Origin of the sequence: Halobacterium sp. CBA1132, from assembly GCF_001485535.1 — an archaeon.
In the GTDB taxonomy this organism is placed as follows: Archaea; Halobacteriota; Halobacteria; order Halobacteriales; family Halobacteriaceae; genus Halobacterium.
Genome location: NZ_BCMZ01000002.1, coordinates 211,749 through 236,912, shown reverse-complemented (window position 1 = coordinate 236,912; position 25,164 = coordinate 211,749). Strand labels below are relative to the sequence as shown.

Here is a 25,164-nt window from a genome sequence, read left to right as displayed (position 1 = left end):
GGGTAGTATTATCAATTACTTACTGTAGATGGAAAACGCTCGTTGTTTATTATTCAACTCTACGTCCCCCTCATCGTTGTAGATCAAAAGGCGATCGAGAGGTCCCCGACCCAGGATAGTTTGCGTTACGTCCGTGTCTCGCGGACGCCGTTCCGGTCCCGAGTCATGTCCTCGCAGTTCGGACACACGCGGGGGTCTTCGACTGTGTCCGGCGTAAATACGCGCACGTAGACATCCGTGACGTGGCTGCCACAGTTCTGGCACTCCGGCATACATGTAGCAGCCACCTCATCTTCCATAGGCTTTCTGACGATGTCGAAACGATTAGAGGAACAATATCCACCCGCCGGACTTTAAGTGCGGCGTTCACCGAATACTTCGTATGAGCGCTGTAACGGACACAATTCAAATCGAAAACGTGGTTGCATCCAGTGATATCGGTCAAGAACTCGCGCTTGAGCAACTCGCAACAGACCTTCCGGGAGCAGAGTACAATCCCGACGACTTCCCTGGGGTTGTCTACCGTCTCGACGAACCGAAGTCGGCCACACTCATTTTCCATTCAGGAAAGGTGGTCTGTACCGGCGCGAATAGCGTTGATGACGTCCATGCGGCTCTCGAAATCGTCTTTGAGGACTTGCGCGAGTTAGGCATCGATGTCGTGGATGATCCCAAAATTGAGGTGCAGAATATCGTTTCCAGTGCCAATCTTGGGCAATCGCTAAACCTGAATGCAATCGCAATCGGGCTCGGCCTAGAGCAAATCGAGTACGAGCCCGAACAGTTCCCCGGCCTCGTTTATCGACTCGATGAACCCGATGTCGTCGTTCTCTTGTTTGGCAGTGGGAAACTCGTGATTACTGGCGCAAATGAATCTGAGGACGCCCAGCACGCGCTGGCACACGTCAAAGACCGACTCACCGAACTCGGCTTGCTTGAGTAATCCCCGTCTATAGAACGACTACCACGCGAAAGGAACCGTGTTGCTGGAGCGAGTGTCATCCACCTGTCCCTGATCGCTGGGAACGGGGGTGTTACTCGCTGAAGTCGACGTACTGGGATTCCCAGTCACGACGAGCAGCAATTTCACGGCGGCCACGCTGTGTGAGCGTGTACACGTTCGTGCGCTTGTCGAGTTGTCCCTTCTCGACGAGGCCTTTGTCGACAAGGTCGTCGAGATTCGGATAGAGTCGGCCGTGATTGATGTCTTGCTGGTAGTGTTCAGATAAGCTGATTCCATGCGAAGGCGAACGCTTGAAGCCAATTTTCGACAGTATCTGCTTCGGCGTGGCTGAAACAGTTTGAGAACTGGTTCGTTCGTCGTTTTACTTCTCGAAAGTCACGTTCGACGCTATTCCGATTACCGTGTTTTTCATATCTGTAATCAAGGCTGTGCCGGTGGAGTGCTGCTTGCAGCCACGGTGCAGAATCGACGAGAAAGATCGCGTCATCGACGAGATGTTTCTCGCAGAGTTCCGCGAGGAACATCTCAGTGATCGCTTGATTTCTCGTCGGAGCGAGCTTAACGTGCAGCAAGCGGTTGGTGTCGGGTTCGACGGCGGCGTACAGCCAGAACTGCTCGTCGTTGAGTTGGATCACGGTCTCGTCAACGGCGACGTGATCCGGGTTCGCGCCATCAAGGGGCTGTAGATCGGCCTTCTGCACCCAGTTGTGAACGGTGGTTCGACAGCGTTCGACACCCAATCTATCGAGAATTGAAACAGTATCTGAAAGTGATAATCCAGCCAGATGGAGTCGGATACCGAGCTTCATCGCGGGCTCGGGTGTCGCCTCTCGCTCCAGAAAATCTAACTCGAAGCAGTCGCTACCTCCGCTGAGGCGGGCGATTTCGAGCATAGACCACTCAAAAATCGTCCCGCCTCACCCTTCATCCTTATCTGAACACTGCCTCTTGCTCGTAGTAGTCCTCAAGTTCGTCTTTAACTGCGAGTCCATGTGGTTCGTCGAGCCCGGCGATCACGTACAAGATGTCCCGCTGGAATCCTGTTAAATCGTGCATTCGTCTATTTCTCTTCTTTTCGCGGGTTGATTAAGTGTTCTCTGGTGCTCGGAGGGGAATATTCGAGACTATTTGGCGGGAATCCACGGTGAGAACTTTCGAACCTTTATCTGGTGGGCGGGCGAAACCTGCGATGGAATGTCTGACCTCATCGTCAAAGCAGCCGTAAAGGACGAACTTTCGGAGCACAACGTCTCGGCCGATTTCTACGACGCCCTCAACGAGGAAGTCGCTGAACTGCTCAATGACGCCGCCGACCGTGCCGAAGCGAACAACCGGAAGACGGTCCAGCCCCGCGACCTGTAGGCCTGCGTAACGCAGCCAACCCCGCCACTCGAACGTAGCTTTTTGAGGTTCCTGTACAGAAGGGAGGAAACGGAGATGGCGGACGCACCGGATACCGAACGGCAGGCGGTCGAACCCGATGCGAGAGGCCCTCAGCGTGTCACAGTAGGGTGGGTCGGTCACTATGAAGTGTGGAGCGAACGCCTTCAGTCGGTGGGGTGTAGTGCGAACGCGCGCTGTTGCACTTCTAGTGGGTGGATGCTACGCGGAAGACGCCGTCGTCGCGGCCAGCGTAATAGAGTGCGGTCCCGCGGATTGCGGGGGCACTCGTGAGTGCTGGTTGGACGTCAAGCGCGTGCGACCAGTGTACCGCACCGGTTGCGGCGTCGAGTGCGTACAGTGCCTGGTCGCATAGCACGTATCGGACGTCACCGGCGATGACTGGGGGACGCGATCTAGGGCCAGATGGTGCATTGAGCGTTCGCCGCCATCCAACCGACCCGTCTGCCGTGTCGAACGCCGCAAGTTTACCGTCCGGCGACTGGACATGGAGGTTGCCGTCCGCGACAGCGACATACGCGCTGCCGTCCTCTGGTAGCGGGACCGATGCCGTCCATTGTGTCGTGCCATCATCGAGGGAGAGTGCGTAGACGGCGCCCTGGTGCGCGGCGTAGTACAGATTCCGATCGTCGACAGTAAGGGTGGTGTGACTTTGGGGGAGGTCGTCTCGCCGCCAGTTTTCTTCGCCCGTCGCTGGATCGAGTGCTGCGACGCCAGCGTCCTCGTGGTTCGCCCCAACAACCGTGTAGGCGACCCCGTCACGGGCGGCAAGTGCAGTGCCCGAGCCTCCAGCATCATATTGCCAGCGCTCCTTGCCGGTCGCGGGGTTGCGGCCATACACCGTCTCACCGCTATCATCGAGAAGCGTGTCCTCGGCGAGCACGGGAGCGTTCGTAGTGGATCCATAGCCACCTACGTTCGTTCGCCAGCATAGCGCGCCATCACGTGCGTCGTATGCTGCAAGGAATTCTGCAGTCGAGACGAACATTGCGTTGCCGGCGAGCGTCGGCGTCGACTTTCCCGCCGAATACTCAACTGTCCACGACGCATTCGAGTCACCCAGCTCAAAGCCTCGATACGCACCTGCATCTCCATTCCCGTCGCTATAGCCAACGAATCCACGGCCATCAGCGAGCGCAACCGACGTGGCGAGTTTTGTATCACCAGCTGCGACGCCTTCACTAGTCGCCTCATTTGATGGGCCATGATCGGTCGTGGCCCCGGTATTCGCGAAGTCGTGCTGGTAGGTTGGCCACGCGCCGGTGACGGGGCCGACAGGTGCGTCCTGCTTGTGGTCGCGTGTACTACGGCCGGCGACGCGGCCGAGACAGCCCGTGAGAGAGGTGACACCAGCTGCCCCGGCAGCAACAAGTACATCACGACGTGTCTGTCCGCTGGAGGGGATATACATTCATGGCGATGGATTCGGCCAGTAAGTAGTCTTCTATTGCACGGAGTGGCGGCTTACTCGCAGAAGAATCCGTTCGACATGGAAAGTGGACCATAGGATAGCGGTACAAATCTCTATGGTGACTGATTGAAATCGAGGAGCGATTCATCCCCCACCCTACTCGCTCCCATTCGGTCGATCCTTGAGGGTGGGGGCTTCTCGTCCAATCTGCTATACGCCGTGTTTTGATCGAGTTGCGAGCGAAAAAACGCGCCTAATTCAATATTTTGAATTGGCGTTCAAAACAGTAATGGTGGTGGAGATCCAAATACGTGTATGAGCGACTCAGGAACCATGGATCACACGGCAAAGGTCGCCCGGATTCGAGAGGTTGCGATGACGGTTCGTGAACCAAAAAATGCGGGGGAAATAGCTGAGGCTGCTGGTGTTGCCCGAAACACGGCCGAGAAGTATCTCACGCAACTGGTCGAAGCAGATAAACTCGCGACGATCCAGCGTGGTCGCGAGACCTGCTACTATCCAGATCCAGTCACCCAGTATTTCGATCAGATCCGTGACCTCGTCAACGACCATCGAAAAGACGAACTCACGGCTGAATTAGATGCGATCCGGGACGATATCGACGAGTGGAAAGAGGAGTACGATGTGGAGTCTGCCGACGAACTTCGGGCGACCGTCGGTGGTGATATCCCGGCATCCGAACGCCGACAGCGGCGCCACGACGCAGAGGATTGGGACTACTATGAGCACCAGGCGATGCTCATCAAACAAGCAATTCAGCTCTATGATACGATCGAGGCGACCCGCGAGAGTCGTATCGCCTCCGCCAACTGACTCGGTGACAGAAATGGGAAATCCACCGATTTCTGGAGACACGCATCTCCACCGATACGAGGTCCACAAACGAGTTGCAAATCGACTTCAACGGGAAGCTGGTGTGACGACCGTGGAAGCCAACCCAAGTCCGATGCGTCCAGTCCGTCTCGCGGCGACCCTCGATCGCGCGGTCTTTTTTGACCAGAACACGGACGCTGGCGACGCGACGCTTGAATTCGAGTGGCGCCCTCATTCCACACGGGATGAGTTCCGCATCCAGTATAATGAACTGAGGACGCCGTGGTCATGTGGCTGGCATCAGGACGAAACCCACGAGAAACTTGGACCGAGTCACTTCCAAGTTGACTACGAAGCGTGGCCAGCACCGCACCGTGAATCTGCATCCTTCACAGATTCGAATCCGATGGCAATCCTCGAAACCTGCCTCACTGAGCTTCGCGACCGTGTCCCGAGTCTCCCTGACAGCGTTCGCCCGAGTCCGTAGGTCGCTACGCGATGGGTTCGACCACGACTATCTCGTGCTTGAGGCGGGAGGTTTTGCGTTAGCCGTCGGTCTCGAAGAGGAGGTCGATATCTCAACAGTACGGCGCTTTACTTCACGCTGACCGACGGCGACGCCGAGCTCCCCTGTATGATTTGGGCGAACCGTTACCGGGAGATGGACGCCGGCCTCGAGGACGGGAGCGAAGTCATCCTCGAGGGCGATATCGACTACTGGGTCGAAGGTGGGAAAATCGACCTCAAACCGTGGGAGGTGATCGTCGTCGGCGACGGCGACAAGACTGCTGCAGTCGAGCGACTGCGAAGCGAACTCGAAGAGCGTGGCTGGTTCGGCGACGACAACCATTAGCGTTCTCAGAACAGGGTGGCGTCGTCACTTCCCTCCGAGGGGACGCCCGGTACGACATCCAGAGCACGACCATTCCAAGGCTGTCGGCACCGACGTCCGTTACGAACGGTATCTACTAATTCAACTCTCGCTCTTGTCGGGATGAGGAGGGAGATCGTAAGGAGACCAGATATTCAGCGCCGAATGGACCACGCCGTTGAGATTATTTCTCTGCGCGGCGGTCTTCGATATCTGCGATAAGGGCTTCTGCTCGTTCTTCTGCAGTTTTGGAGTGCTCGCTTGTCGGCTCGGTTCTTTCACCTCGATCGATACTGGAGACTTCCTGTTCCCAGCCCTGCTTGGCGTAGGCGTCGTCAGGCGCCTTCTCAAAGAGTTGAACGGCTGAATCGAGCGATACAAGTCGTTGCTTTAGCTCGTCGGCCCGATGCGGATCGATATAATAGATTGTTTCTGCTCGTTCGACGAGCCGATCCTCGAAGAGGCGAGCCATCGCTTTTGATGCGCTTGCCTCGCTGAGGTCTGTTCGAGCTGCGATTTCACTGGGCGTGAAGCCGTACTTGTGGTGTGCGACGAGGAAACTGAGGACTTCGTACTCGTTCGTATCCGGCTTCACCGGGTATGGGTCGTTATTTGTGAGGTCGTCGACGGGAACTGGCATCCTTGCTATTATGTGTTACTGGTTGCCATTACGGTTTTCGGAGCGGGTATTGGACCGGATGGATGTGTAAATTCAGTCTTAGGTCATGTGAACAGGATTTCGCGGCTGGCCATCATCCAAGTGTACTAGCCCCTGCTTCACTACAGCAAACCCTGTCTGAAACTGCTGTAATTGTAACGAACCCCGTGCCAATACACTACTGGCCGGGGTGTGAAATATACATCCTATACTCATCTTTGGACCATTCACCAAGTCATCGCTCTTTCACACCACATTTCAGTCGAGTTCGTCCTGAGCGACCGCATTAGGGAGACTCCATATGTCCTAACCCATGTTGAATCGACAACGTGGTTCCCTCTCCAGAAATCGAAGCGTTCGGTAGGCGGATTTCCGAATCTAGCGGGTTAGGAACTCGGTTTGCTCGGGGCCAGTTTAATGACCGGCAGCGGGATGCGTATCGTCATCCCGATCACTCTCAATCGGTTCATAGTCAGCGTCTTTGCCCACGAGGGTGAATCCTGGGACGTAGCTGAATCGTTTCCCTGGTTCGTTGTAGAACATCCACGGGATTGAACCTCGGTCGTCTCGAGCGCGGTACTGTGGCTGCCATTCCCGGAATTCTGCCGTTGGCCTGGCAACCTGTGGGGTAGGCAACTCAGCACGTTCGAGATCCGTTAAATCCAGGACTCGCACTTCGAATTCACGGGCGAGTTGTTCGGCTCGCGGCGTTAGCTCGGTTGTGTGGCAGAGCACTGGCATCGCTCGGCACGCGAACGCCACGGTACACAACCGGAAGAGGACTGCTGGCGTGATCGGATCGCTCGTCCAGTCCTTACATTGGGCGACGATCCAGTCGCTTGGCTCCTGTTGTTTCTCCCTCCGCGTGGCGACGATGTCGACCTCGAGGCTGAAGAGGTGTTGGCGGGTATCTGCACGGTATCCCCACCGTCCTAGTGCTCGCTCTAGTTGGTACTCGAGCCACCGGCCGTCACTATCACCACGCCCGCCAACGTGTGGGTCGACCTCCTTGAGACTGAGGTCCGCTTGGTCGGCAAGTACTGGGCTGTCTTCTGGGACTGATGGGAGGATGTCTCTGAGTGCGGTAGCGTACTCAAGGGCTGTTGTGAACTTCTCAGCGGGTGGTTCGTCGTAGTGATGGGCTGCGGGTTGCGTTGCTTGCAGTGATCGAATCAGCCAGCACAACTCCTGTTCGATCTGGGTGACCAACTCCATGTAGTCGCTTGCCGAACTCGAGGACCGTTCGTCCGTCGCTGCATCAGCTTGGTTGGGCTCGGGGAGGAGAGATTTGGCCTCCTTGATTGGCTCGTTCGCTAAGTACAGGAGTCGGCGGGCGAACATCTGCTGGTCAGTGGTGAGCGTATGGTCGGTCTTGAGGGTGTCACGAACGGACTCGATCGCTTCCGTGAGCCCGCGCAGGTGTTCGTCGTACTCGTCTGGGAGTGGGGATTCATCCGATGTCATCGTGTGAGTGGGCTTGGAGTGAAGTGCTGTCGCGTCAGCGGCGTCTCTGCAAGCGACGTGAGCGTGGGTTGGCCTTGCTGTTGGAGATGGTGGTAGAGTTCGTTTTCGTCGGTGACGGTGACCCATCGGTGACTGTCGACTTCTCGGTAGCGGAGTTCACCGTCGACAGCTACGAGGACGCCCTGTTCGGTGGTTGCCGTTGCATCGAAGACGAGTACGTCTGGATCCGGATTCGTCCAGCTGCCTCGAATCCACTCGAGCAGCGTGTTGATCGTCGGCGGGTCCACGGGATTCGGGTAGCGTGGTTCCGCCGGGGCGCGTATCGCAACGTCGTCGACGGTGTCACAACTACAGACACGCCAGCCGTCTCCTGTCCATTCGAGTTCACGGCGAGTCCAAGTGTCGCCGTCTTTGGGATCGAGGACGAGCCGTCGGGGTGGTGTACCGGACGGGTTCCACTGGAGGACACACGTTCCCCCGTCAGAGAGTGTCCCGTCGGCTGTTCGGCGCTGGTGTTCGAATAGCGCGGAGTCAATCTGTGACCGCGCTCGCCGCAGCGTAGCGATTGGATCTTCTGCCGGTGTCAAAGCAGTCGCTTCGTCCTCATCGACCGCCTCAAACAATCGGTGGAAGCTGACATCGATGTCTCGAAGCGTCGCAAGTGCGCGCTGTTGGCTGTCCGTCATCAGATATCTCCCGTATCTGGCTTGTAGCACGCCGTCTGCAGCCGACGGATGTATTCGGCGAGCGGTTCGGTCGCATCCGTTGCAGTAACGGTCTTAGATCGGTCATCATAGTCGACAGCACCGCACTCATCGAGTGTCTCAAGATGCGATTGGGTGAGCGTGATGTAGACGGACGTGCGCTCGTCACTGCCGACTTTGCTGGGGTCGATCGCGTTTTCGATAGCTGCGATTTCGGCTGCGAGCTCGTTGGCGGTGAGCTCACCGTGAGTACGTGACAGCGACAACACGACGCGGCGACGGCGACTATTTCCGAGTGCCTCGAACGCGACGTCGGGATTCATTGGGATGGCAAGTGATGCCGTCTCATCCGTCGAAGCTGTCATTCAGATCGCCTCCGTTATCAGGAGCACCTTTCGATGCGTCTGTCGCGTTCCCAACGAAACATCCTCGTCGACGAGGTAATTGTCAGGCCAATACCGTCGCCACATCTGTGACTCCGTGGTTAGTTCACGGAGCTGAGCAACTTTGGTATCGGCGTTGGTTCTGCTACTCTCTTCATCACGTAATTGGGTGAACTGTACGACTCGGTTAGTCAGTGGACCAGTTGCCGGAGTCTCGCTCTGAGAGACAGAGTTATGACTCCTGACTCTGATATTGTTGCTTGCTGTCATTGCTGTGGCAGCACGATTCCTCCGGCGTCCCTGCGCCGGGGGAGTTCCCCAGAATCGTGCTAGTCCAGTGGACGAGCCATTGTGACTTTTATATCTGGGTCACAAAGCTCTCACGGAGTATTCGTGTCTTTGAACGCCTATACCGAACAAATAGGTCTACTATTTTAATCACCTACTAAATCATACTTCGCCATCATCGGTAGATAAAAATAATTTACTCTTTCAGCTACATTCACATTCACAAAACTGATCATGACTATGGTCTGCCAATATACTCTAATTTCATTATTCTATTGTTGCGATAGTAGCGGCAGAGGCACAGGCCGTACATATCCTGTGGACATCTACTTCTGCGCTTCCACCTGTTGTCGCCGGATTCTGTGGACGGGATTTAATCTGATCTGATGTCTCTACTATGTAGATCAAGTAGAGGTTGGCCTCCACTATCGTCAAGCCAGAGTATGATATGGTCGCTACCAGGCGGCGAATGTAGCGCCCCCTTGGAGTCTTCATCAGCTTCGAACAGACTATGCGGGTATTCCTTCTCCAGTAATGAGACGGTACACAGAGGCTGCCTCAGCCGACCCGTCAACATCTAAAACATCGAATAAATCTCTCGCAGAGATTCACTCTAAATCGCGCCGAGAGCCCACCAGATGTCAGCCGAAACTAGGTCGTTCGGGTCATGATTGAGACTTCCTTGAACGGCCTCACGCAACCGGCGATACCCAACTCTCTCGAAATTAACTCTTTCACGCCAGCACGGACTATGCAGTGCGGTCAATAGCTATTCTTTTTTCTCGGCGTACGACTCAAGGAATGTCGGCATCGCCTTGAGGATCTTGCGTTTTTTCGTGGCGGTGTATTGGTCGTAGATTGCCCTGCTGCCCCCACCTGTATCCCCACGCATATAGTCCGTCAATGACTCTGACTCTAGCTGGTCTTGATACCAAGTCGTAGCCCAATGTCGCCAATAATGTGGATTGATATTGTCGTCGTCATGGGGTCCGTACCAGCAGGTCAATTGGCACTCGTCATCGTCCATCTCGGTGAGCGTCTTCGACTTCCTTCGTATCATATCGCTAATCCCCGCCGCACTCAGTCGCGTATAGAAGGTGTCAAGAAACAACGGTTCATCTGGTGACTCCGGATCTGGCCTGATGGCGAGATACCAGATGAGTGCATCCCGAAGTTCACGATCTAGCGGATATTTTGCCGTTGTTGCTGTCTTATTCCCAGATTTCCGCCCCTCCTCCCTTGCTTTCTTGTCGGCACGAAAGAGGATGTGGTCGTCCCAATGACGCACGTCTGGATGCGGTGTCCAGTCGCATCCAGGATGATCGAGGTTGACATCCTCAATATCGAGGTTACTAATGCCGCCTGCTCGCCGGCTCAGCTTCGCCAGTAGCAGGTTGATTGTTGTCCATTTTGGATGCCCCCACGACCGGATGTAGATCCGTGCATCTTCGATAGGAATGATATAGGCATCACGACCGCTTGGACTGTCCAAAATGTTCTTGTTCAGAGTATTCAGAACGTATCCGAACGGGTCGTCCTTAACAGGTTCCGTCTCCCGGCGGCACCAAGCATAAGCTTGACTAAGAAATGCTGCCGTCGTCTGTTGGGTATCCGGAGAAAACTGTGCTTGGAGGTCGTGCAGGAACGCCTCTGCTTCATCCTCGGTAACCTCCCGGGGATTTATCATCTTGCCCGATGAGACGTTCTCAAGATCAATATCTGACCAGTGACACTCGTGTTTGTACTCTCCTTCAGTGGCAAGCCATCTCTCGAATCGCTTGATTGCATCACGACTAGTTTTCCTTGTTGACTCCTTACCATTATCGTGGTAGTTATCGTACCAGTACCAGAGGACACTCCCGTCTGGGTTTGCCTCGTCAGTAGTAACGGACATGGTCACCGACTCAAGTAGTAATTCCCGCGCCCATCAGTCTCAACCGCTGACTGGTCATTATTTGCCATTTCATGGAGCCGGTCAGCGAGAACGTTCTCAAACTCTAGGGTGAGCTGTTCGACAACTGCGTCAAACTCTTGCTTCTCTTGTGAAAGTTCGTTGAGGATGACTTTGTCATTGAGTGCTTTCGCAGCAGCCTCGACTGTCTCTACTTCCTCAAGATTCGACTGCCCCTCCCCGGACCGAGGGTCAAGGTCGGCAATCCGTGATTCCCCTACATGAATCATCGCTCTAAGGTACGTTGACTGACCGCTGTACTCATCGTCTTCGGCAGCACGTTTGGCCCGGTTTTTCATCTCGGGAGTTATTTTTATATCTATCCGCTCGCTCAATTTACTGTTTTGATCGTTATGTGTCATTAATAGGATCAACCAGGTTGAATTCTGCTATGGTACTCAAATGCGGTTGATGTCCCGCCAACTTGGTATCAATTCCACTGCTACTTAGATATGGTATCACGCTTAGGATACTCGTATGTATCCAAGTCAGAAAGTACTATGACGAAAAATTGTCGTTATTTGCTTGTATATATAATATCAGATTAGGAATGCGCAAGAATGCGCCGGGGTACGAAATAGTACTTTGCTGGGGTAACCAGGTTTTTCAAAGCAGAGTAGTTCATAATACCTCCAGGTCTCTATTGTAGTCTGTCCAAATTTACTTGAATCTAATTGCGTTAGCTTTTAACGGCCTCCTAATACAAATGGTGGATAATGGGAGAAGATGCTGGCATCGTCACCTTGAGCAACTCCGGTGCCGTAGTTATCCCCGTCGAGGTGCGGGAAGTCCTCGGAATCAAGAATCAGGAGGCATTAATTCGCCTTCCCGAAGTCGAGGTTGCTGAAAAAACCAAGGGTCACACTCCTAACCGAACCGAATCAGCTGGCGTCGTTCGCATCAGCGAGGATGGCGTCGCGGTAATTCCTGTTGAGGTTCGTGATCTTTTGGGAGTCGATAATACGAAGGCGTACCTCCGGCTGCGGGATATCTCGGTGGCGAAAAAACTAGATGAAGGTGACGTGTAGCTGACACTGGTTGCCGCAGGAATTCGGCGTCGCTGCCATAACCTCCTTCAAAGCCGAAATTTGTTGTGGGAACCGGGTTCTATATTCAATTTCTCAAGTCTGGTTGGTCGAGGCCGAAGCCGTCGCGTACGTCGTCGGGCGGTACTGTGAGTTGGACACCAGCGGGTCGGCGTTCTACCTCGCTGCGTGGGAGTCGGATAACCCCGAGGTCGTTCGCGAGCGGCTCGGACGGATCAGTTCCACAGCAGAAGAGCTCATCGACGTGCTCGAAAGCGAATCTTTGTCCCAATCTAGTTAACCAACAGAGTGATGGATTCCTTCCGCTCTGTTGGTTAAGTTTTTCAGCGCCCGCGGAGGGGCGGAGGCGCGTTCTGACCTCCGTCGAATGATGACTGAACCCTATCTCACGACGGTCCTCGAGGAAGCCGAGCACGTCGCCGAGCAGCACGATCAGGTCGCTCGAACGACAGACAACCAAGCCCAGGGGTACCTCCGATACGCCGTCCTCCGGGTCCTCGAAGGCGAGGCGGACCACCTCCCAGCAGACTGGACGCCGATCGATGGCGTGACAGTCGGCTACGGGAGCGACGAGGCGATGTACGACAGCTGGAGCTCCAGCGAAGACTGGTGGGTGACCGTCCCGCCGCAGGAAGCGTGTACCCGCTTCCGGGTGTTCTTCCCGGACGACCACCAGACAGTTCCCCGTGACATCGTCGACGTGATGGCTGCGCTGGGTGCCTGGCGCGTCTGGACTGGGTGCGCAGCCGCGTGCGGCTCCTACGACCATCGTGAGCGCCGCGAGGTCCACTACCTGTGGTCGGAAGGCCATCCGGTGGAGGAAGTGCTCCACGAGCGGCTCAGGGGGCCTGCGGAAGCCGTCGCTCCCGACGGTGGCCGAACGGGCGACGTTCGCGACCGACTGGTCGTCGACGAGAACGCACAGTCGGAGGACGACCTTGAGCCCCGCACGAAGCGTGCCGTTGCCGAAGCGATGGACGTCTCACTTCTCTCGAAAGGTGGCCGCTACGAGGTACAGTCTGCGTCCGGGAACCGGTACGAAGTCGACGTCATCGACGAATCGTGTACCTGTCCCGACTGGCAGCAACGTTCACCCGAAGGCGGCTGCAAGCACCTGCGCCGCGTCGATCACGAGATCAAACGGGGCCGCGTTCCCCGACCAGACGGCCGCCTTCCCTCCCCGTAGTCGTGGCCAGACTACTCCACGGGACGGACTGTGTCGCCATCCCGACGGACCCGGTCGAACGTTGAGAGATACGCGATCCGGTCGTGAACCTCCTCGTCATCCAGCTCCAGTTCCGCGGCCAGTTCGTCGACGGTCATCGGTTCATCGAGTGCCTGGAGGACTTCGAGCCCCCGGTAGTACCTATTCGTCAGTTCCTGAACGCGGGCCTCGATCGGCGTGGTCACTCCGTACCGCTCCTCGAGTTCGACCAGGGCCTCGTTCGCGAACGTGGCGAACTGATCGTCCCCCAGGCGTTCGATCTGGGCTTCGAGTTCAGCCCGGACGACGTCGCCTTCGTCTTGCCCGAACGGTGTACGAGCTGATCGTCGACGACACAGACATCAAAGCCCCGCCCGTCGACGCAGCTCTATTGAATCCCTATTAATCAGATACGGTTCCCAGTGAAACGACTGGTTGGTAGGTGTGCAAATCAATCGGAATTGGCTGGGGTTGTAGTTGAGACAGCCAACATCAGCTAGCTGTATTCAAAGTGCGGGTGCACGCTTTAAGGAAATCGTGACGGGCAACAGTCCGCCTGTTTGGACTGTTCGTATTCAGTGAACGCCGACTACAACGCGGCGAAGAATTTTGCTCGCAAACTGGTGTTACAACTACAGCGAGGTTAGAACCCTCACTGGGCGTGTTATATAGATCCGCCTAAAGCCGAGGTGCTGACTGTGAACGCTACTGGAGTGGCGTCCGATCAGTATGTGTCGGTAGAACGGGGGTCCACCGATAAGCCAACGGCTTCAGCAGTTGGTCGCTGACGGACCGATGCACCTCGAAGAGGAGATTGGTGGTCACTCAATTCCGGTTAGCGCTGAGGCTGTAAGTAGAGACAGGGATGTCCACACAGCCAGCGAAAACACGCTTGCAATCGGTGAGGCTGCACGAACCGTCATTGTCACTGCCGGTTCGACAGCATACGTCATCACAAGTCCACGGTACGCACTTAATGGACTGGCTGCGAGCGCTTCGCTCAGCCCTCGTTCAACGATCCAACCTTGCCCGACCCCAGCAATCACCACGAGGTCAAACCCGATGACGACTACAAGTAACAAGCCGACTGCCGACACGAGTCCACGACGTGCAGACCGAGCCACCGACGAAAGTAACAGCGTGATAGCAAGGATAACACCTGCGAACACCATCGTCAACGCGACGAATCGTGCGTAGTACACCGGCGAGTCTAACCCGCCTGATTGTGCGAGCACGTTCGGCGTCCCCCCCGAGAGTGGTACAACGAACCCTGCTACGAGCAGCGTCATGACGAGAATCCCGAGTGCGACTGCGAGTCGGCCACAATAGACGCCAAGCCCGTACCGAATGGGCGTTATCGGGAACGTATCGAGGACTTTCAGTTCACCCCGCAATCGGTCGCCGAGAATCGTTCGATATCCGAGCGCTACTACCAACACTGGGACCAAGACCTCGACCGGCGTGAGCAGCGCCAGTACGAGCGGCACGTAGCCGGCTTGCCCGCCGAGTACTGCAATCGCCACGATGAGTGCGAAGAACCCGACGGCAAGCAGCCAGACTGACCGCGACCGTGCGAGTGCTCGCAACTCCCGTTCGAAAACGGCGGTGAACTGCTGGGTAGCGTCACTCACGACCATCCCCTCCCTCGGCGGTGACCGTGCGGCCACGAACGGCGGCCTCGAATGCGTCCTCTAAGGTGGTTGTCTCCGTGTCCGCAAGCACTTCTTCTGGGGACCCAGCCGAGACGATGCTGCCATCGGACACCACGAGGATGTAATCGGCGTCTGCTGCGCGCGAAAGGTCGTGGGTCGTCAACACGACGGCTTGGTCGCGCTCGGTCAACCCCGCAATCACGTCGTACACGTGGCGAGTCATCTCCGGGTCGAGGCCGCTCGTCGGTTCGTCGAGAACGACTAGGTCTGGTGCCCCCAGGAGGCTCACCGCGATTCCCAGGAGGCGGCGCATACCTCCGGAGAGCGCATCCGTTCGGCGGTCGGCCGCGGCTTCGAGGCCGACCCGAGCGAGTGCGGCATCGACGTCGGTCTCTCCGGCGAGCAGTGCCGCGTAGAATGCGACCGTCTCCCGGACCGTCGCCGAGGGCTGGAACCGCGGGTCTTGGGGGAGATACCCGACGGGTCGCTCCCCGCCGGCGTAGAGTGTGAGTTCGCCCGCTGTCGGGCTCTCTACGCCCGTAACGAGTTCCGCGAGCGTCGTCTTCCCGGATCCATTCGGCCCGACAATCGCGGTGACCGCATCATCCGGTATCGAAAAGGAGAGTTCGTCGAGAACATCGATATCACCGAACGATTTCGAGAGTGCCGACGCCTCAACGACAGCCGAAGCCGACGTCTCAGTATCGTCGTCACCTTGGGTTTGCCCCCCACGATCACCCATTACGGATAGCGTTCCCGTGCCACGCGAAAAAGTGTACTGCCCCATCATTCTTTGCGGCTCCCCCCGTATCGCCGTCTATGGAATTCTGGCACGTGGCTGCTGCAGGCCTCCTCGTGCTCGCGGCAGTCGTCGGGCCATTCGCCGTGGGCGGTGGGAGCCAGCAGGCGGCTGCGGTCCCGATGTCAGATACGAAGTCAACGGGTGTTCCAGAAAGCGTCGTCGTTAGTGCCTACGAATCGACGATCGCGTTGCCGACTGGACAAGTCTCGTTCTCCCAGTTCAAATTCACCATCGGATACTACGGCATCACGTCGATGGTCGCAGGACTGCAGGAGAGCACGGAGCGAGAATTCGGGCGGCCGATGGCTGTGTACGTCTCGGATTTCTCCGGCACTGGCGTCTACGTCGGAGAGGATGGGTTGCTCAGAACACCGATGGACGCAGATACTGAGTGGATCCCAGCCAGTACAGCGTACTTCGTCGTCAACAGTACGGCCAGCATCCCGACGCGGGAGCAGGCGCTGGTGCCGTTCTCGAAGCGGAGTGATGCGACGGCGTTCGTTCAACAGTACGGTGGTCGGATCGAGCAGTGGGACGCCGTCCGACAGTTGGATGTCGGCGGTGCGGGCCGTAGTTCAGCGGAATGGGTGCGCACGAGTGAAGCACGGAGCGAGCGTGCGAACAGAACGGCCGCCCGTGCGCGGTCGCTACTCGAACGACCGGTTCCGACTACGGTAGAACCAAACGAGTCGCTGACCGCAGCGATCCGGCGTGCCGCGCCCAACACGACCATCCAACTGGCAGCCGGGAATCATTCTGTCTCCGATGTCACGGTGGACAAACCCCTGACGATTCGTGGCGATGGGGTCAACCAAACGCGCATCATCGGGGACGAAAACCGTAGTGTCGTCTACGTGAACGCATCACGCGTTGCGATTACGGATGTTTCGATGTCCGGCATCGGCACAGTGCGGACCCGCGACCGAGCGAACATTACGGGTGTTCCGGTCAGGAATGAGTCGTTCCGGGAACGCTACTGGACGACGCATGGCTACGGTGACGCGGGTATCGTCTTCGAGGAGTCCACCCGATCGCTGGTCTCTGACGTTCGAATACGAACGCGCGCAAATGGAGTTATCGCGCGGAATAGCCCGAATCTCACCGTTTCAAACCTCACGGTTCGGGGAACGCGAGACTGGGAGGATGGATTCCTCGGGGTCTCGATTCTCGGCGCGCCCGCACTGGTCCAGAACTCGACGTTTTACGGTGGGAAAGTCGGAGTCTTCGCCCACGACACGCAGTCGTTCACTGTTCGAGATTCCTCGATGGAGGGGATGATGATCGGCGTGTTCAGCGTGTTCGCGCAGGGCGCGTTCGCCGCTAACAACGATATCGAGGACACGTACGTCGGCGTCTACATCCACGACCGATCGAACCGAAACGTTGTGACAGGGAATATCGTCACGAACAGCAAGAACGGCGTTCTTGTGTTCGGGCGGTCGAGCTACGTCGCGGAGAATGTTGTGACGCATAACCAGCACGGCGTCGTCGTGCAAGGCCAATATTCAGTGTATGAGGAGAACGTCGCGGCGTTCAATCGGGTCGGCATTCGAGCGATGTCGCTATTTCCGACGAACCGCGTCACCGACAACGACATCGCGTATAACCGGCGGTACGCCGAGACCGCACGGTTCAACGTGTTACACGTCTGGAAGGGGAACTACTGGCGGGGCGCACCCGGTATCGACACCGACGGTGACGGCTCACTCTCACGGTCGTTCCGTGCGACAGGACCGGTCGGGATGGTCGCAGACGGTGGAGCTGGGGCACCGACGTTGGCACGAGCACCGGCACTCAAATTGATACGGCAATTACAGCAGACGATGCCGGGGATTCGGTTTGGGGGCATCGTGGATGAAGCGCCACGAGAAAATCCGGTCCGTCCAGCTGTATTGGCGCGGCTTGAAGACACCCAGAATTCGCCGGGCCAGTTCGACGATGAAGACGAGTGGGACTACACATTTTAATCTGGTCCGACCAGACTGATATGTGGCCCTACAGACCTTGCTGATGTCGATGCTTTTTCCGCGTCCAGTACGTCCGACGCGCTATTCGAGTGAATTATCTAACATATTCTTCGAGAAATACACCAAAAGTCGTTTAGTCTCTGTAGCAGTCTAGATTATCGTATCCCGAGGTGCCCGCGTTCAGATGGCCGTTCTCAGCCGTTGGCGGGGCCAAGCACGGTAGTATCCCACATGTCTAACACTCGTGTCACAATTACAAAGTCGATCGAAGCACATCCCGGCCTCCATTTTAACGAGCTTGTTCGACGCCTCGAGCTTGCTCCGGGCCAACTCCAGTATCACATCAAGCAACTGCAGTCCAGCGAGGATGTTATCGCAGAATCGATCTACGGGAAGACCCACTATTTTCCGCCCGAATACAATCAATGGGAGCGGACGGCACTGGCGCTGCTTCGCCGGGAAACAGCTGGAGAGATCGTTGCCTATCTCTTGACTGAAGGGGATACGCCGCCAGCAGCCGTTGCGGAGGAGCTTGATATTGCGCGCAGTACCTTGGAGTGGCATTTGGATCGCCTCGTCGAACAAGGCTTGGTCAAGAAACAGCGAGATATCTCGAACCGAGTGACCCTTACCGTCCGGAATGCTGATCGAACGGTCGAGTTACTCCGTGAGGCCGATCCGACGTTGGGCGAACGGATGGTTGATCGGTTTACCCGCTTGGTCGATAACCTCCTCGACGGGTGAGTTTGCTTGATGTCTCATTGGATTCCAAATCACTACTGGCCGGTGCTCGTAGTGGTGTTGGCGCTTGCGACGATCGGTACAGTCATTTTGTTCGGGATTGGGTTGAATGCGTACTTTCAGCGTCGATCTCGCCGGTATCTGCTCGTTGCGGCGGTCCTTGCTTTACTCGTCGGACGGACGATTGTCGGCATGGGGACGCTGCTCGGGTTCGTGCCGATGGTCTTCCACCACTTGATTGCGCACTCGATAGACCTCTTGACTGCGGCGACACTTCTGTATCTGGTTTACCAGTCGCCTCGTGACGCCTCGTAGTTGTTTGTGGTTCATTCCTCGAACCGATTCGAGTATTGTACCAGTGCCACTATATTATAGTAAGGGGCATATTCAGATGGAAGCCGGCCCCACGAAACTACGCCAGTCCATCTATGTCTCCACACTCACCCAACGAGCGCTGTCCAAACCACGAATCCCACCCACAGCAAACCACCCCGGAAGACGGCCGGACACCAATCACACGACGGCAATTCGTTGTTGGAGCAACCACGGCAGTAACTGCTGGTCTCGCCGGCTGCCTCAATAGTGGCAGAAACAACGATGCGCCGGCCCCAATTACAATTCCCACTACCGCCACGTGTGACGTCTGCGGAATGACGATCACACAGCAACCCGGGCCGACTGCTGAGATTTTCTACGCTGACGCACAGCCGAACGACCATGACAACCCTGCCCGCTTCGACAGCACATGGGAAGCGTTCCAGTTCGACTTCCAGCACGACAACTGGACGCGTGAGGCCTTCTACGTCACGGACTACTCGGCCGTCGATTACGACATCCAAACTGATGGCGGCCAACAACTACTCTCCACACACTACGAGAAAGAAGCGTTCGCTGATGCAACTGATATCACGTACGTTGTAGGCTCGTCAGTCGTCGGTGCGATGGGAGAAGATCTGATCGGATTCTCCGACCGAACAGATGCCGAGGCGTTCCGGGAGAAGTACGGCGGCGACCTTGCCACCTTCGACGACGTGACGCCGAGTCTCATCTCGTCGCTCGGGATGTAGTATGCTCGGACGTAGCCTACCGGCCGTACTCGTTGTCGTTCTCGTCCTGCTGAGTTACTCGCTTATTGTTCCGATAGGCGACGACACCGTTGAGCCCGCCCAGTCCGGGAACACGTTCGACCTCGGACTGACCGACGAAACCATTCGGGAGGTCGAGCAACGCGACCTGTCGATTCCCCGCGTCCAAGTATACTATTCAAGCTACGAGTACGTCGTCGGCTTCAACACCATCGAATCATTCCTCGTCGAGCAGAATCGATCGGGCCATCAACGACAGTTCGGGCAGCCAGTTGAAATCTTCGTCTCAGATTATGCAGGCACGAACGTCTCCCTCACCGAAGACGGCTACCTAACGGCATCCCGTCATGTCGGCCTCGTCGATGCCGAAAACACGTTTGTCGTCGTCGATAGCCGCGCTCGGCTCACCAACGGGCCGGTCGCCGTGCCGTTTGCCGACCGCGACGCTGCGGACAAGTTCGCCACCGAGTACGGCGGCGATGTCGTTCCGTGGGCAGACGTAGACGAGACCATGACTCCTGAGCAATCGCTCACCCGAGGCAACTTCCAGGCGGCCATGGATAATCGGTCCGCATGGGCAGACGCAACCGTCGCCACTGCCCGCAATCTCACCGACAGACCGACGTCTGTTGTCGTCGGCGAAGATGTATCGTCGCTAGCTGCCGCGATTGACGCTGCACCACCGAACACGACTGTTCGAGTGCCATCAGGAACGTACCGGACAGACGGACTTACGGTGAACAAGTCACTGACGATTCTGGGGGCAGGCCCAGACACTCGAATTCGCGGTGACGAGAACGGGACTGTCGTTCACGTCACCTCACCCCGGGTTGCGCTGGCGAACCTCAGTATTGACGGCGTCGGCGACGTCGGGAGCAGGCGAAGTATGTTGAATGCGTCCCGGCTCGAACAAGCCGGCTGGTCTGAGAATATCGAACTTGCGTATGGTCGCGGAGATGCTGCCGTACGGTTGGTTAATGCCTCCGCGTCAGTACTTACAGGGGTTCATATCGAGACGCCGTCGTCGGGTATCATCTCCCTCAATAGTAGCAACTCCGTCGTTCGTGATGTCGAACTGAACGTGACAGAGGGCGACGACGAGGGGTTCATGGGGTTAGTTGCGATGTACGGTCCGCTGGTCGTCGAGGACAGCCAGTTTGCAGGCGGCCGCGACGGCGTGTACACGCATCGCGCTGACGGGATCGTGGTCCGAAACAACACATTCCGGGACAGCCGCTTTGGCGTCCACGAAATGTACACTTCCCACTCGCTTGTTCGCAACAACACCGTCCGTGACACACGAATTGGAATCATCATCATGACACGACCGACAGGCAACATCGTCGTCGATAACGACGTCCGCGCGTCACAGGTTGGACTCTCAACTGCCGGGTCGAATTCCTACTACGCCGGCAACGTGCTGACTGACAACGTCCGTGGTATCGATGTTCTCGGCTTCCAGTCACTCGTTGAGCGCAACACGATTACCGACAACACCGTTGGGATTCGCAGCGGCCCGGGACTTCCGACGAATCTTGTCACCGCGAACGACATCGTCGGCAACGAGCAGGCAGCGACAGCTGGCCTTGGTCCACTTCGCGTGTGGACCGTCGATGGCGAAGGGAACTACTGGGGGCCGATGCCGGGGGTAGACGGAGACGCTGACGGCTACTACGAGCGGTCATTCCGCCCGAATAGCCCTATCGACGAACACCTCCACGACGCGCCAGGCGCATGGACGCTTGCACAGTCGCCTGCAATTACACTGGTCCGGAGCGTTCAGGACACCGTTCCGGGGCTGCGTTCAGCTGGCATCGTCGATACAGCGCCACGAGTCACGCCGGTACAGCCCAAGACACTGAACACTACGCAAGCGTCGAATAACGTGACGGGGGTGGCAACATGACCGAACAAAACGCCCGCGCCACGGACGAGCCACCACTTGCGTTCACGGACGCATCGTACGCGTTCGGAGACGTAACCGTCCTCCAAGAGGCATCCGTCGAACTCCAGTCAGGCGAGTTCACAGCACTCGTCGGACCGAACGGATCCGGGAAGACGACGCTCCTCGAATTGTTCGCAGGCTTGCGGTCACTCGACACCGGGACAGTCACGCGGCCAACAGCATCGGGCCGAACTGTCGCATATCTGCCCCAAACACCCGGCTTTCGGTCGGGGTTCACCGCCCGTGAGACGCTGGGCTTCTACACGGATCTCGTGGAGGAAAGTGCTAACCCTGACAGCCTGCTCGTTGAAGTCGGTCTCGATGACGCCGCTACCCGTGGTGTAGATGAACTGTCGGGAGGTATGACTCGCCTCCTGGGCATCGCGCAAGCGCTCATCGGTGACCCGCCTATCGTCATTCTCGACGAGCCGACCAGCGGTCTTGATCCAGATGTCGCCGACCATATCTTCGACGTGATCGAAAGCATCGCCAGTGATGGGCGACTCGTTATCACGGCGAGCCACGACCTCGCAGCTATTGAAGCGCGCGCTGACCGCGCGCTGTTCCTCTCAGACGGCGAGTTCGTTCTCGATGGTGATCCCGAGAGCATTCTGGAGGCGACTGATACAGAGACGCTACGTGAGGCGTTTGCGGCGGTGTTTCGCAGGAAAACTAGTGGTGTTACTCGTCCGGGTGCGAACGGAGGTGAGCGCTGATGCAGCGACGTGATTGCGTGTTCGCCATTATTGAGCGGGAACTCTGGACGCTCCTCCGCAACCGGGTAGTCATCGCTGTCGGCATCGGCTTTTTCGGTGTTATTGTGGGACTTAGTGGGGTTTCGATGGGGTCTCCCGGCGGATATGTATCGCTAACCTATGACTTGCTACTGCCGGTGGAGGTCTTGATCCCGACGCTTGCGTTTGCGTACGTCTATCGGTCTATTCGTGGTGATGATGAACGCGGGGAGTTAGATGTTATCCGAACGTACGACGTCTCACGACTGGAATACGTGGCAGGCGTCTTCATCGGACGGACCGCAGTCTTACTCGTCGTCGTGCTCACGACACTCGGTGTCGCTGGCGTTGTTGCTAGTCTGGGGGCAACCCCAGCCGTCGAATTCTTCGCGACGCACCAAGCAGGCGACACACCGGTTGTATACCTTCGATTCATGATGTTTGCTGCAGTCTACACTCTCGTTGCTTCCGGTATTGCGCTTACCGTGTCTGCAGCAACACGAACGAATCGAGAAGCGATCGCCGCCAGTGTTGGCATGCTGCTCGCCCTCGCAATTGCGCTCGACCTCGTCGTAGTCACACTCGTGTCGACGAACATCATCGACGCCGGATCAATTGCCGTTTTTACGGGCCTCAGCCCGGCAAGTGCGTTCCGTGGCCTCGTCCTGGAGATGGCAATTCAACCTGCGCTGGCGGTTAGCCCATCTGTTGCCACCGCTTCTCCACTTACAAGCGCCGTCAGCCTTCTCAGCTGGCTTGGAATGAGCATCGGTATTGCAACAGTCGCAACATGGACGGAAACAACCTGAGGAGCCTCCTCTCGGGTTTTCCGAGACCGCCATGATTGAACGCCTTCGTTCTCGGCCTGGCTTTCAACCCCATAATATCTTAACCAACATCCTGCATTTTTGCTCGAGAAGTTGGTTAAACCTGAGTAATCAATAACGTCTCGAGACCATACTCTTATATACGTATAGTTTACTGTGAGGTGATTTACTCATGGGTAAACTGCTTGGTGCCAGAACGTGTATCGTACTGTATGAGCACCGATCTGGGGACTGGTGAAGAGATGGAATCCCGGGAACTCGTCCATTTCGTCACCCAACAGACGCGGTTCGCGCTAATCAACAACATCCTCCAGCACCCCGAGCAACTCCCCTCGATGTACGAGCTTGAGGAGCTCAACCCCAGCGTCAGCGACGCAACCGTCTACAAGCACATCCAGAAGCTCATCGACGCCGGCATCGTCAAAGAAGTCGCCCTAAACGATGACCAGCGCCGACAGGGCTACCCCTGGAAGTTCTACGGACTCACCGAAAAGGGACGGGCATTCCTCGACGACCACAACCTGCTTGCCGCAGAGGAGACGCTCCAGCAGATCTACGACACCCTCTCAGACAAGCCTGAGAAGATGGTCAAATACGAGAACGCTCCCCGACCGGAAGAAGCGTAACTCCCGACAGTTCGCCCCAAATTAGCACTTAATCAGGATTCGATTTTGTAGTCAGCCGCCAGCTTTTGGAACTCGTCCCACTCCGGGAGTCGGTCGTCGTCGACCTCGCCGTGCGTCTCGAGGTAGCGGAGCAAGGCGTCGATATCGTCTTCGAGGCCATACTTCGCCGCCTGCTCTCGGAGGTCCGCCTCGTCGACGCTGACGTGGCTGAGCAGGAGGAGACAGTACGAGCGGTAGCGGCTGCCGTCGTCGATCAGCAGCGTGTGACAGCAGAGCTCCGCCGGCGAGACTGCGTCGAGGTCCTCGGAGTAGACGTAGTAGCGATGGCCGGTGAGCAGGAACTGGAGGTCGAAGGCCGTGAATCGAGCGAGGCCGGTTTCGTGGAACGGCTCCGCGTCGATCTCCGTCTCGGTCTGGGTGAGGAATTCGTCGTAGTCCTCCCAGAGAATCGTCCCCTTCGGGGCGACGGCTTCGAGGCGCTGGCGATGCAGCTGGTGTGTGAGTTCACGGGCGAACTCGTGAAGGCGGTCGAAATCGGCGTTGAACTCGTAGTGGCCGTCGACGGTCCCGACGAGACCACGGTCGCGAAACCGCTTGAGGACCCGGTTGACCGTGTTGCGGTAGTTGTTGCTCCGGTCAGCGATTTCGGAGACGGTTCGCGGCTGGTCGAGGTAGTACAGCACTTCGAGTGCCTTGCCCGTCAGCAGTTCGGGGAAGTCGATATGGGAGTGCTGGCGGACGAGGTCCCGGTAGAGTTCGACGGCGCGAGCATCCGACGGGATGACTCGTTTTCGGCGGCCGTCGCGTTCCGTGTAGACGAGTCCCTTTTCGACGAGGTCGGCGACGGCACGCGAGAGGTAGCTCTCGCTGTGGTTGAGCTTCGTCGCGAGTTCGGAGATCGTGTCGCCGCGGTCGACTGTGGCGAGGACCTCGAGTTCGATACGCCGGAGCACGGTGTAACATAGTACGAAACTTGTATATAAAGAAGTTTCGAGTAGTGTTACAGTCAGCAGGCACGAGAGTTGTCTCCATCGTATTAACCAACAAAACTATGGATTCGTGGGCTGTGTTGGTTAACACGAGAGTAGCCGATGTCCGACGAACCCCCGACCCCACCGGCGAACCTCCCGACGGAGATCGTCAACACGCTCAACGAGTCGAACCCGGAGCAGCTCCGAGACGTTGCGACGTACGCTGAAGCGCTCGCCGAGCACAAGGAACGAGAGGCCCGCCTCGAGGAGTCCACAGATCAAGAAGAAGGCGAAGAGCGACCGAGTGACCTCCCGGACGACGTCCCTGCTAAAGCGACGATCACGATCAAGGAGATCAACGACAATCGCTACTACTACTGGCAGTGGCGGGAGGGAGAGAAGATTCGTTCTCAGTACAAGGGCCCGGTCAACCCGGACGAGTAGTGGACTCTGCTATCATAATGGGAAACTTAGGTTGGTGCAATCAGATCGGTCGGATATCTTTCGGTGTTTCAGAGGCTATTCTCAGGGGTAGTCGAATGCCACTATACACTTAGAACACCAACGGTAACTTCACCTCCATTACCTATTCGAAATTCAAGTATCTCGGATATCATGTACTAAAATACCGGATG

Annotated in this window: 28 protein-coding genes and 3 pseudogenes; 16 read left to right on the top strand and 15 right to left on the bottom strand. The window is 57.0% G+C overall.

Annotated features, from left to right (window positions below):
- Positions 1-125: 125 nt before the first annotated feature.
- Positions 126-272, bottom strand: coding sequence for a hypothetical protein (locus tag AVZ66_RS16755; protein ID WP_197407812.1), 147 nt, complete (start codon positions 270-272; stop codon positions 126-128).
- Positions 273-382: 110 nt separating this feature from the next.
- On the opposite strand from AVZ66_RS16755, the gene AVZ66_RS14660 reads away from it, so the two are divergent.
- The gene (locus tag AVZ66_RS14660) at positions 383-943 is read left to right on the top strand and encodes a TATA-box-binding protein (protein WP_058984900.1); all 561 of its coding nucleotides are present in this window, start codon (positions 383-385) and stop codon (positions 941-943) included.
- Positions 944-1,034: 91 nt separating this feature from the next.
- Here AVZ66_RS14660 and AVZ66_RS15875 read toward each other — a convergent pair whose 3' ends face one another.
- The 3 genes and pseudogenes from AVZ66_RS15875 to AVZ66_RS14645 all read right to left on the bottom strand — a co-directional run.
- Positions 1,035-1,277 carry a PadR family transcriptional regulator gene (locus tag AVZ66_RS15875; protein WP_082678900.1) on the bottom strand — a complete coding sequence of 81 codons (243 nt, stop codon included), beginning with the start codon at positions 1,275-1,277 and terminating at the stop codon, positions 1,035-1,037.
- Positions 1,222-1,857 (bottom strand): IS6 family transposase, encoded by a 636-nt coding sequence (locus AVZ66_RS15870; RefSeq protein ID WP_082678899.1) that lies wholly within the window; start codon positions 1,855-1,857, stop codon positions 1,222-1,224. Before AVZ66_RS15870 ends, AVZ66_RS15875 begins: the two co-directional genes overlap by 56 nt.
- Before the next feature lie 52 nt (positions 1,858-1,909).
- Positions 1,910-2,020, bottom strand: a pseudogene (locus tag AVZ66_RS14645) (PadR family transcriptional regulator); the annotation flags it as partial.
- A gap of 138 nt (positions 2,021-2,158) precedes the next feature.
- Between AVZ66_RS14645 and AVZ66_RS14640 the strand changes: the two are divergent.
- On the top strand, positions 2,159-2,326 hold the full coding sequence (locus AVZ66_RS14640; RefSeq protein WP_058984897.1) for a hypothetical protein: 168 nt from the start codon (positions 2,159-2,161) through the stop codon (positions 2,324-2,326).
- A 226-nt stretch (positions 2,327-2,552) separates the two neighbouring features.
- On the opposite strand, the gene AVZ66_RS14635 is transcribed toward AVZ66_RS14640, so the two are convergent.
- Positions 2,553-3,776, bottom strand: coding sequence for a PQQ-binding-like beta-propeller repeat protein (locus AVZ66_RS14635; RefSeq protein ID WP_197407811.1), 1,224 nt, complete (start codon positions 3,774-3,776; stop codon positions 2,553-2,555).
- Between the two features lie 315 nt (positions 3,777-4,091).
- On the opposite strand from AVZ66_RS14635, the gene AVZ66_RS14630 reads away from it, so the two are divergent.
- Positions 4,092-4,610: a helix-turn-helix transcriptional regulator gene (locus AVZ66_RS14630; RefSeq protein WP_058984896.1), complete on the top strand. Its 519-nt coding sequence runs from the start codon at positions 4,092-4,094 to the stop codon at positions 4,608-4,610.
- 634 nt (positions 4,611-5,244) lie between these two features.
- Complete coding sequence (locus AVZ66_RS16940; RefSeq protein ID WP_231727203.1) at positions 5,245-5,463, top strand: hypothetical protein; 219 nt, start codon at positions 5,245-5,247, stop codon at positions 5,461-5,463.
- 202 nt (positions 5,464-5,665) lie between these two features.
- On the opposite strand, the gene AVZ66_RS14620 is transcribed toward AVZ66_RS16940, so the two are convergent.
- From AVZ66_RS14620 to AVZ66_RS14595, 6 genes are all read right to left on the bottom strand, one after another.
- Positions 5,666-6,121 carry a helix-turn-helix domain-containing protein gene (locus AVZ66_RS14620; protein WP_058984894.1) on the bottom strand — a complete coding sequence of 152 codons (456 nt, stop codon included), beginning with the start codon at positions 6,119-6,121 and terminating at the stop codon, positions 5,666-5,668.
- Positions 6,122-6,553: 432 nt separating this feature from the next.
- On the bottom strand, positions 6,554-7,603 hold the full coding sequence (locus AVZ66_RS14615) for a restriction endonuclease (RefSeq protein ID WP_058984893.1): 1,050 nt from the start codon (positions 7,601-7,603) through the stop codon (positions 6,554-6,556).
- The gene (locus AVZ66_RS14610; protein ID WP_058984892.1) at positions 7,600-8,289 is read right to left on the bottom strand and encodes a hypothetical protein; all 690 of its coding nucleotides are present in this window, start codon (positions 8,287-8,289) and stop codon (positions 7,600-7,602) included. The genes AVZ66_RS14615 and AVZ66_RS14610 overlap by 4 nt, the downstream gene beginning before the upstream one ends.
- Positions 8,289-8,672, bottom strand: coding sequence for a hypothetical protein (locus AVZ66_RS14605; RefSeq protein WP_231727202.1), 384 nt, complete (start codon positions 8,670-8,672; stop codon positions 8,289-8,291). Before AVZ66_RS14605 ends, AVZ66_RS14610 begins: the two co-directional genes overlap by 1 nt.
- Before the next feature lie 1,075 nt (positions 8,673-9,747).
- Positions 9,748-10,878 (bottom strand): hypothetical protein, encoded by a 1,131-nt coding sequence (locus AVZ66_RS16400; protein WP_157575704.1) that lies wholly within the window; start codon positions 10,876-10,878, stop codon positions 9,748-9,750.
- Positions 10,875-11,291, bottom strand: a complete 417-nt coding sequence (locus tag AVZ66_RS14595; RefSeq protein ID WP_157575703.1) for a hypothetical protein — start codon at positions 11,289-11,291, stop codon at positions 10,875-10,877. Before AVZ66_RS14595 ends, AVZ66_RS16400 begins: the two co-directional genes overlap by 4 nt.
- 354 nt (positions 11,292-11,645) lie before the next feature.
- On the opposite strand from AVZ66_RS14595, the gene AVZ66_RS14590 reads away from it, so the two are divergent.
- The 3 genes and pseudogenes from AVZ66_RS14590 (at position 11,646) to AVZ66_RS14580 (ending at position 13,161) form a co-directional block, all read left to right on the top strand.
- Positions 11,646-11,957, top strand: coding sequence for an AbrB/MazE/SpoVT family DNA-binding domain-containing protein (locus AVZ66_RS14590; RefSeq protein WP_058984888.1), 312 nt, complete (start codon positions 11,646-11,648; stop codon positions 11,955-11,957).
- Between the two features lie 106 nt (positions 11,958-12,063).
- A pseudogene (locus tag AVZ66_RS14585) lies at positions 12,064-12,255 on the top strand (DUF955 domain-containing protein); the annotation flags it as partial.
- 90 nt (positions 12,256-12,345) lie between these two features.
- Entirely contained in the window at positions 12,346-13,161 is an 816-nt protein-coding gene (locus AVZ66_RS14580; RefSeq protein ID WP_058984961.1) for a hypothetical protein, read from the top strand.
- Between the two features lie 11 nt (positions 13,162-13,172).
- Here the strand turns inward: AVZ66_RS14580 and AVZ66_RS15855 are convergent.
- From AVZ66_RS15855 to AVZ66_RS14565, 3 genes and pseudogenes are all read right to left on the bottom strand, one after another.
- Positions 13,173-13,490 (bottom strand): annotated as a pseudogene (locus tag AVZ66_RS15855) (hypothetical protein); the annotation flags it as partial.
- 510 nt (positions 13,491-14,000) lie between these two features.
- Positions 14,001-14,810, bottom strand: a complete 810-nt coding sequence (locus AVZ66_RS14570) for an ABC transporter permease (protein WP_157575702.1) — start codon at positions 14,808-14,810, stop codon at positions 14,001-14,003.
- The gene (locus AVZ66_RS14565) at positions 14,803-15,573 is read right to left on the bottom strand and encodes an ABC transporter ATP-binding protein (protein ID WP_058984885.1); all 771 of its coding nucleotides are present in this window, start codon (positions 15,571-15,573) and stop codon (positions 14,803-14,805) included. The genes AVZ66_RS14570 and AVZ66_RS14565 overlap by 8 nt, the downstream gene beginning before the upstream one ends.
- A 113-nt stretch (positions 15,574-15,686) precedes the next feature.
- Between AVZ66_RS14565 and AVZ66_RS14560 the strand changes: the two genes are divergently transcribed.
- The 8 genes from AVZ66_RS14560 (at position 15,687) to AVZ66_RS14525 (ending at position 23,558) form a co-directional block, all read left to right on the top strand.
- On the top strand, positions 15,687-17,600 hold the full coding sequence (locus AVZ66_RS14560; protein WP_197407809.1) for a NosD domain-containing protein: 1,914 nt from the start codon (positions 15,687-15,689) through the stop codon (positions 17,598-17,600).
- A 231-nt stretch (positions 17,601-17,831) separates the two neighbouring features.
- Positions 17,832-18,344, top strand: a complete 513-nt coding sequence (locus AVZ66_RS14555; RefSeq protein ID WP_058984883.1) for a winged helix-turn-helix transcriptional regulator — start codon at positions 17,832-17,834, stop codon at positions 18,342-18,344.
- A gap of 9 nt (positions 18,345-18,353) precedes the next feature.
- Positions 18,354-18,656 (top strand): hypothetical protein, encoded by a 303-nt coding sequence (locus tag AVZ66_RS14550; protein WP_058984882.1) that lies wholly within the window; start codon positions 18,354-18,356, stop codon positions 18,654-18,656.
- Between the two features lie 113 nt (positions 18,657-18,769).
- A complete protein-coding gene (locus AVZ66_RS14545) occupies positions 18,770-19,408 on the top strand; it encodes a nitrous oxide reductase accessory protein NosL (RefSeq protein WP_082678896.1) in 639 nt (212 codons plus the stop codon).
- A 1-nt stretch (position 19,409) separates the two neighbouring features.
- Positions 19,410-21,332 (top strand): NosD domain-containing protein, encoded by a 1,923-nt coding sequence (locus tag AVZ66_RS14540; protein WP_058984881.1) that lies wholly within the window; start codon positions 19,410-19,412, stop codon positions 21,330-21,332.
- On the top strand, positions 21,329-22,087 hold the full coding sequence (locus AVZ66_RS14535) for an ABC transporter ATP-binding protein (protein WP_058984880.1): 759 nt from the start codon (positions 21,329-21,331) through the stop codon (positions 22,085-22,087). Before AVZ66_RS14540 ends, AVZ66_RS14535 begins: the two co-directional genes overlap by 4 nt.
- Before the next feature lie 17 nt (positions 22,088-22,104).
- Entirely contained in the window at positions 22,105-22,914 is an 810-nt protein-coding gene (locus tag AVZ66_RS14530) for an ABC transporter permease (RefSeq protein WP_197407808.1), read from the top strand.
- A 230-nt stretch (positions 22,915-23,144) separates the two neighbouring features.
- Positions 23,145-23,558 carry a helix-turn-helix transcriptional regulator gene (locus AVZ66_RS14525; protein WP_058984878.1) on the top strand — a complete coding sequence of 138 codons (414 nt, stop codon included), beginning with the start codon at positions 23,145-23,147 and terminating at the stop codon, positions 23,556-23,558.
- A gap of 32 nt (positions 23,559-23,590) precedes the next feature.
- Here AVZ66_RS14525 and AVZ66_RS14520 read toward each other — a convergent pair whose 3' ends face one another.
- Positions 23,591-24,511, bottom strand: a complete 921-nt coding sequence (locus tag AVZ66_RS14520) for a helix-turn-helix domain-containing protein (protein WP_058984877.1) — start codon at positions 24,509-24,511, stop codon at positions 23,591-23,593.
- A gap of 138 nt (positions 24,512-24,649) precedes the next feature.
- Between AVZ66_RS14520 and AVZ66_RS14515 the strand changes: the two genes are divergently transcribed.
- Complete coding sequence (locus AVZ66_RS14515) at positions 24,650-24,973, top strand: hypothetical protein (protein ID WP_058984876.1); 324 nt, start codon at positions 24,650-24,652, stop codon at positions 24,971-24,973.
- The last annotated feature ends 191 nt before the right edge of the window (positions 24,974-25,164 follow it).

Coding starts and splice junctions, on each gene's coding strand:
- AVZ66_RS16755 (WP_197407812.1), bottom strand. CDS start 272: ATGCCGGAGTGCCAGAACTGTGGCAGCCACGTCACGGATGTCTACGTG.
- AVZ66_RS14660 (WP_058984900.1), top strand. CDS start 383: ATGAGCGCTGTAACGGACACAATTCAAATCGAAAACGTGGTTGCATCC.
- AVZ66_RS15870 (WP_082678899.1), bottom strand. CDS start 1,857: ATGCTCGAAATCGCCCGCCTCAGCGGAGGTAGCGACTGCTTCGAGTTA.
- AVZ66_RS14640 (WP_058984897.1), top strand. CDS start 2,159: ATGTCTGACCTCATCGTCAAAGCAGCCGTAAAGGACGAACTTTCGGAG.
- AVZ66_RS14635 (WP_197407811.1), bottom strand. CDS start 3,776: ATGTATATCCCCTCCAGCGGACAGACACGTCGTGATGTACTTGTTGCT.
- AVZ66_RS14630 (WP_058984896.1), top strand. CDS start 4,092: ATGAGCGACTCAGGAACCATGGATCACACGGCAAAGGTCGCCCGGATT.
- AVZ66_RS16940 (WP_231727203.1), top strand. CDS start 5,245: ATGATTTGGGCGAACCGTTACCGGGAGATGGACGCCGGCCTCGAGGAC.
- AVZ66_RS14620 (WP_058984894.1), bottom strand. CDS start 6,121: ATGCCAGTTCCCGTCGACGACCTCACAAATAACGACCCATACCCGGTG.
- AVZ66_RS14615 (WP_058984893.1), bottom strand. CDS start 7,603: ATGACATCGGATGAATCCCCACTCCCAGACGAGTACGACGAACACCTG.
- AVZ66_RS14610 (WP_058984892.1), bottom strand. CDS start 8,289: ATGACGGACAGCCAACAGCGCGCACTTGCGACGCTTCGAGACATCGAT.
- AVZ66_RS14605 (WP_231727202.1), bottom strand. CDS start 8,672: ATGACAGCTTCGACGGATGAGACGGCATCACTTGCCATCCCAATGAAT.
- AVZ66_RS14595 (WP_157575703.1), bottom strand. CDS start 11,291: ATGACACATAACGATCAAAACAGTAAATTGAGCGAGCGGATAGATATA.
- AVZ66_RS14590 (WP_058984888.1), top strand. CDS start 11,646: ATGGGAGAAGATGCTGGCATCGTCACCTTGAGCAACTCCGGTGCCGTA.
- AVZ66_RS14580 (WP_058984961.1), top strand. CDS start 12,346: ATGACTGAACCCTATCTCACGACGGTCCTCGAGGAAGCCGAGCACGTC.
- AVZ66_RS14565 (WP_058984885.1), bottom strand. CDS start 15,573: ATGGGTGATCGTGGGGGGCAAACCCAAGGTGACGACGATACTGAGACG.
- AVZ66_RS14555 (WP_058984883.1), top strand. CDS start 17,832: ATGTCTAACACTCGTGTCACAATTACAAAGTCGATCGAAGCACATCCC.
- AVZ66_RS14550 (WP_058984882.1), top strand. CDS start 18,354: ATGTCTCATTGGATTCCAAATCACTACTGGCCGGTGCTCGTAGTGGTG.
- AVZ66_RS14545 (WP_082678896.1), top strand. CDS start 18,770: ATGTCTCCACACTCACCCAACGAGCGCTGTCCAAACCACGAATCCCAC.
- AVZ66_RS14540 (WP_058984881.1), top strand. CDS start 19,410: ATGCTCGGACGTAGCCTACCGGCCGTACTCGTTGTCGTTCTCGTCCTG.
- AVZ66_RS14535 (WP_058984880.1), top strand. CDS start 21,329: ATGACCGAACAAAACGCCCGCGCCACGGACGAGCCACCACTTGCGTTC.
- AVZ66_RS14525 (WP_058984878.1), top strand. CDS start 23,145: ATGAGCACCGATCTGGGGACTGGTGAAGAGATGGAATCCCGGGAACTC.
- AVZ66_RS14515 (WP_058984876.1), top strand. CDS start 24,650: ATGTCCGACGAACCCCCGACCCCACCGGCGAACCTCCCGACGGAGATC.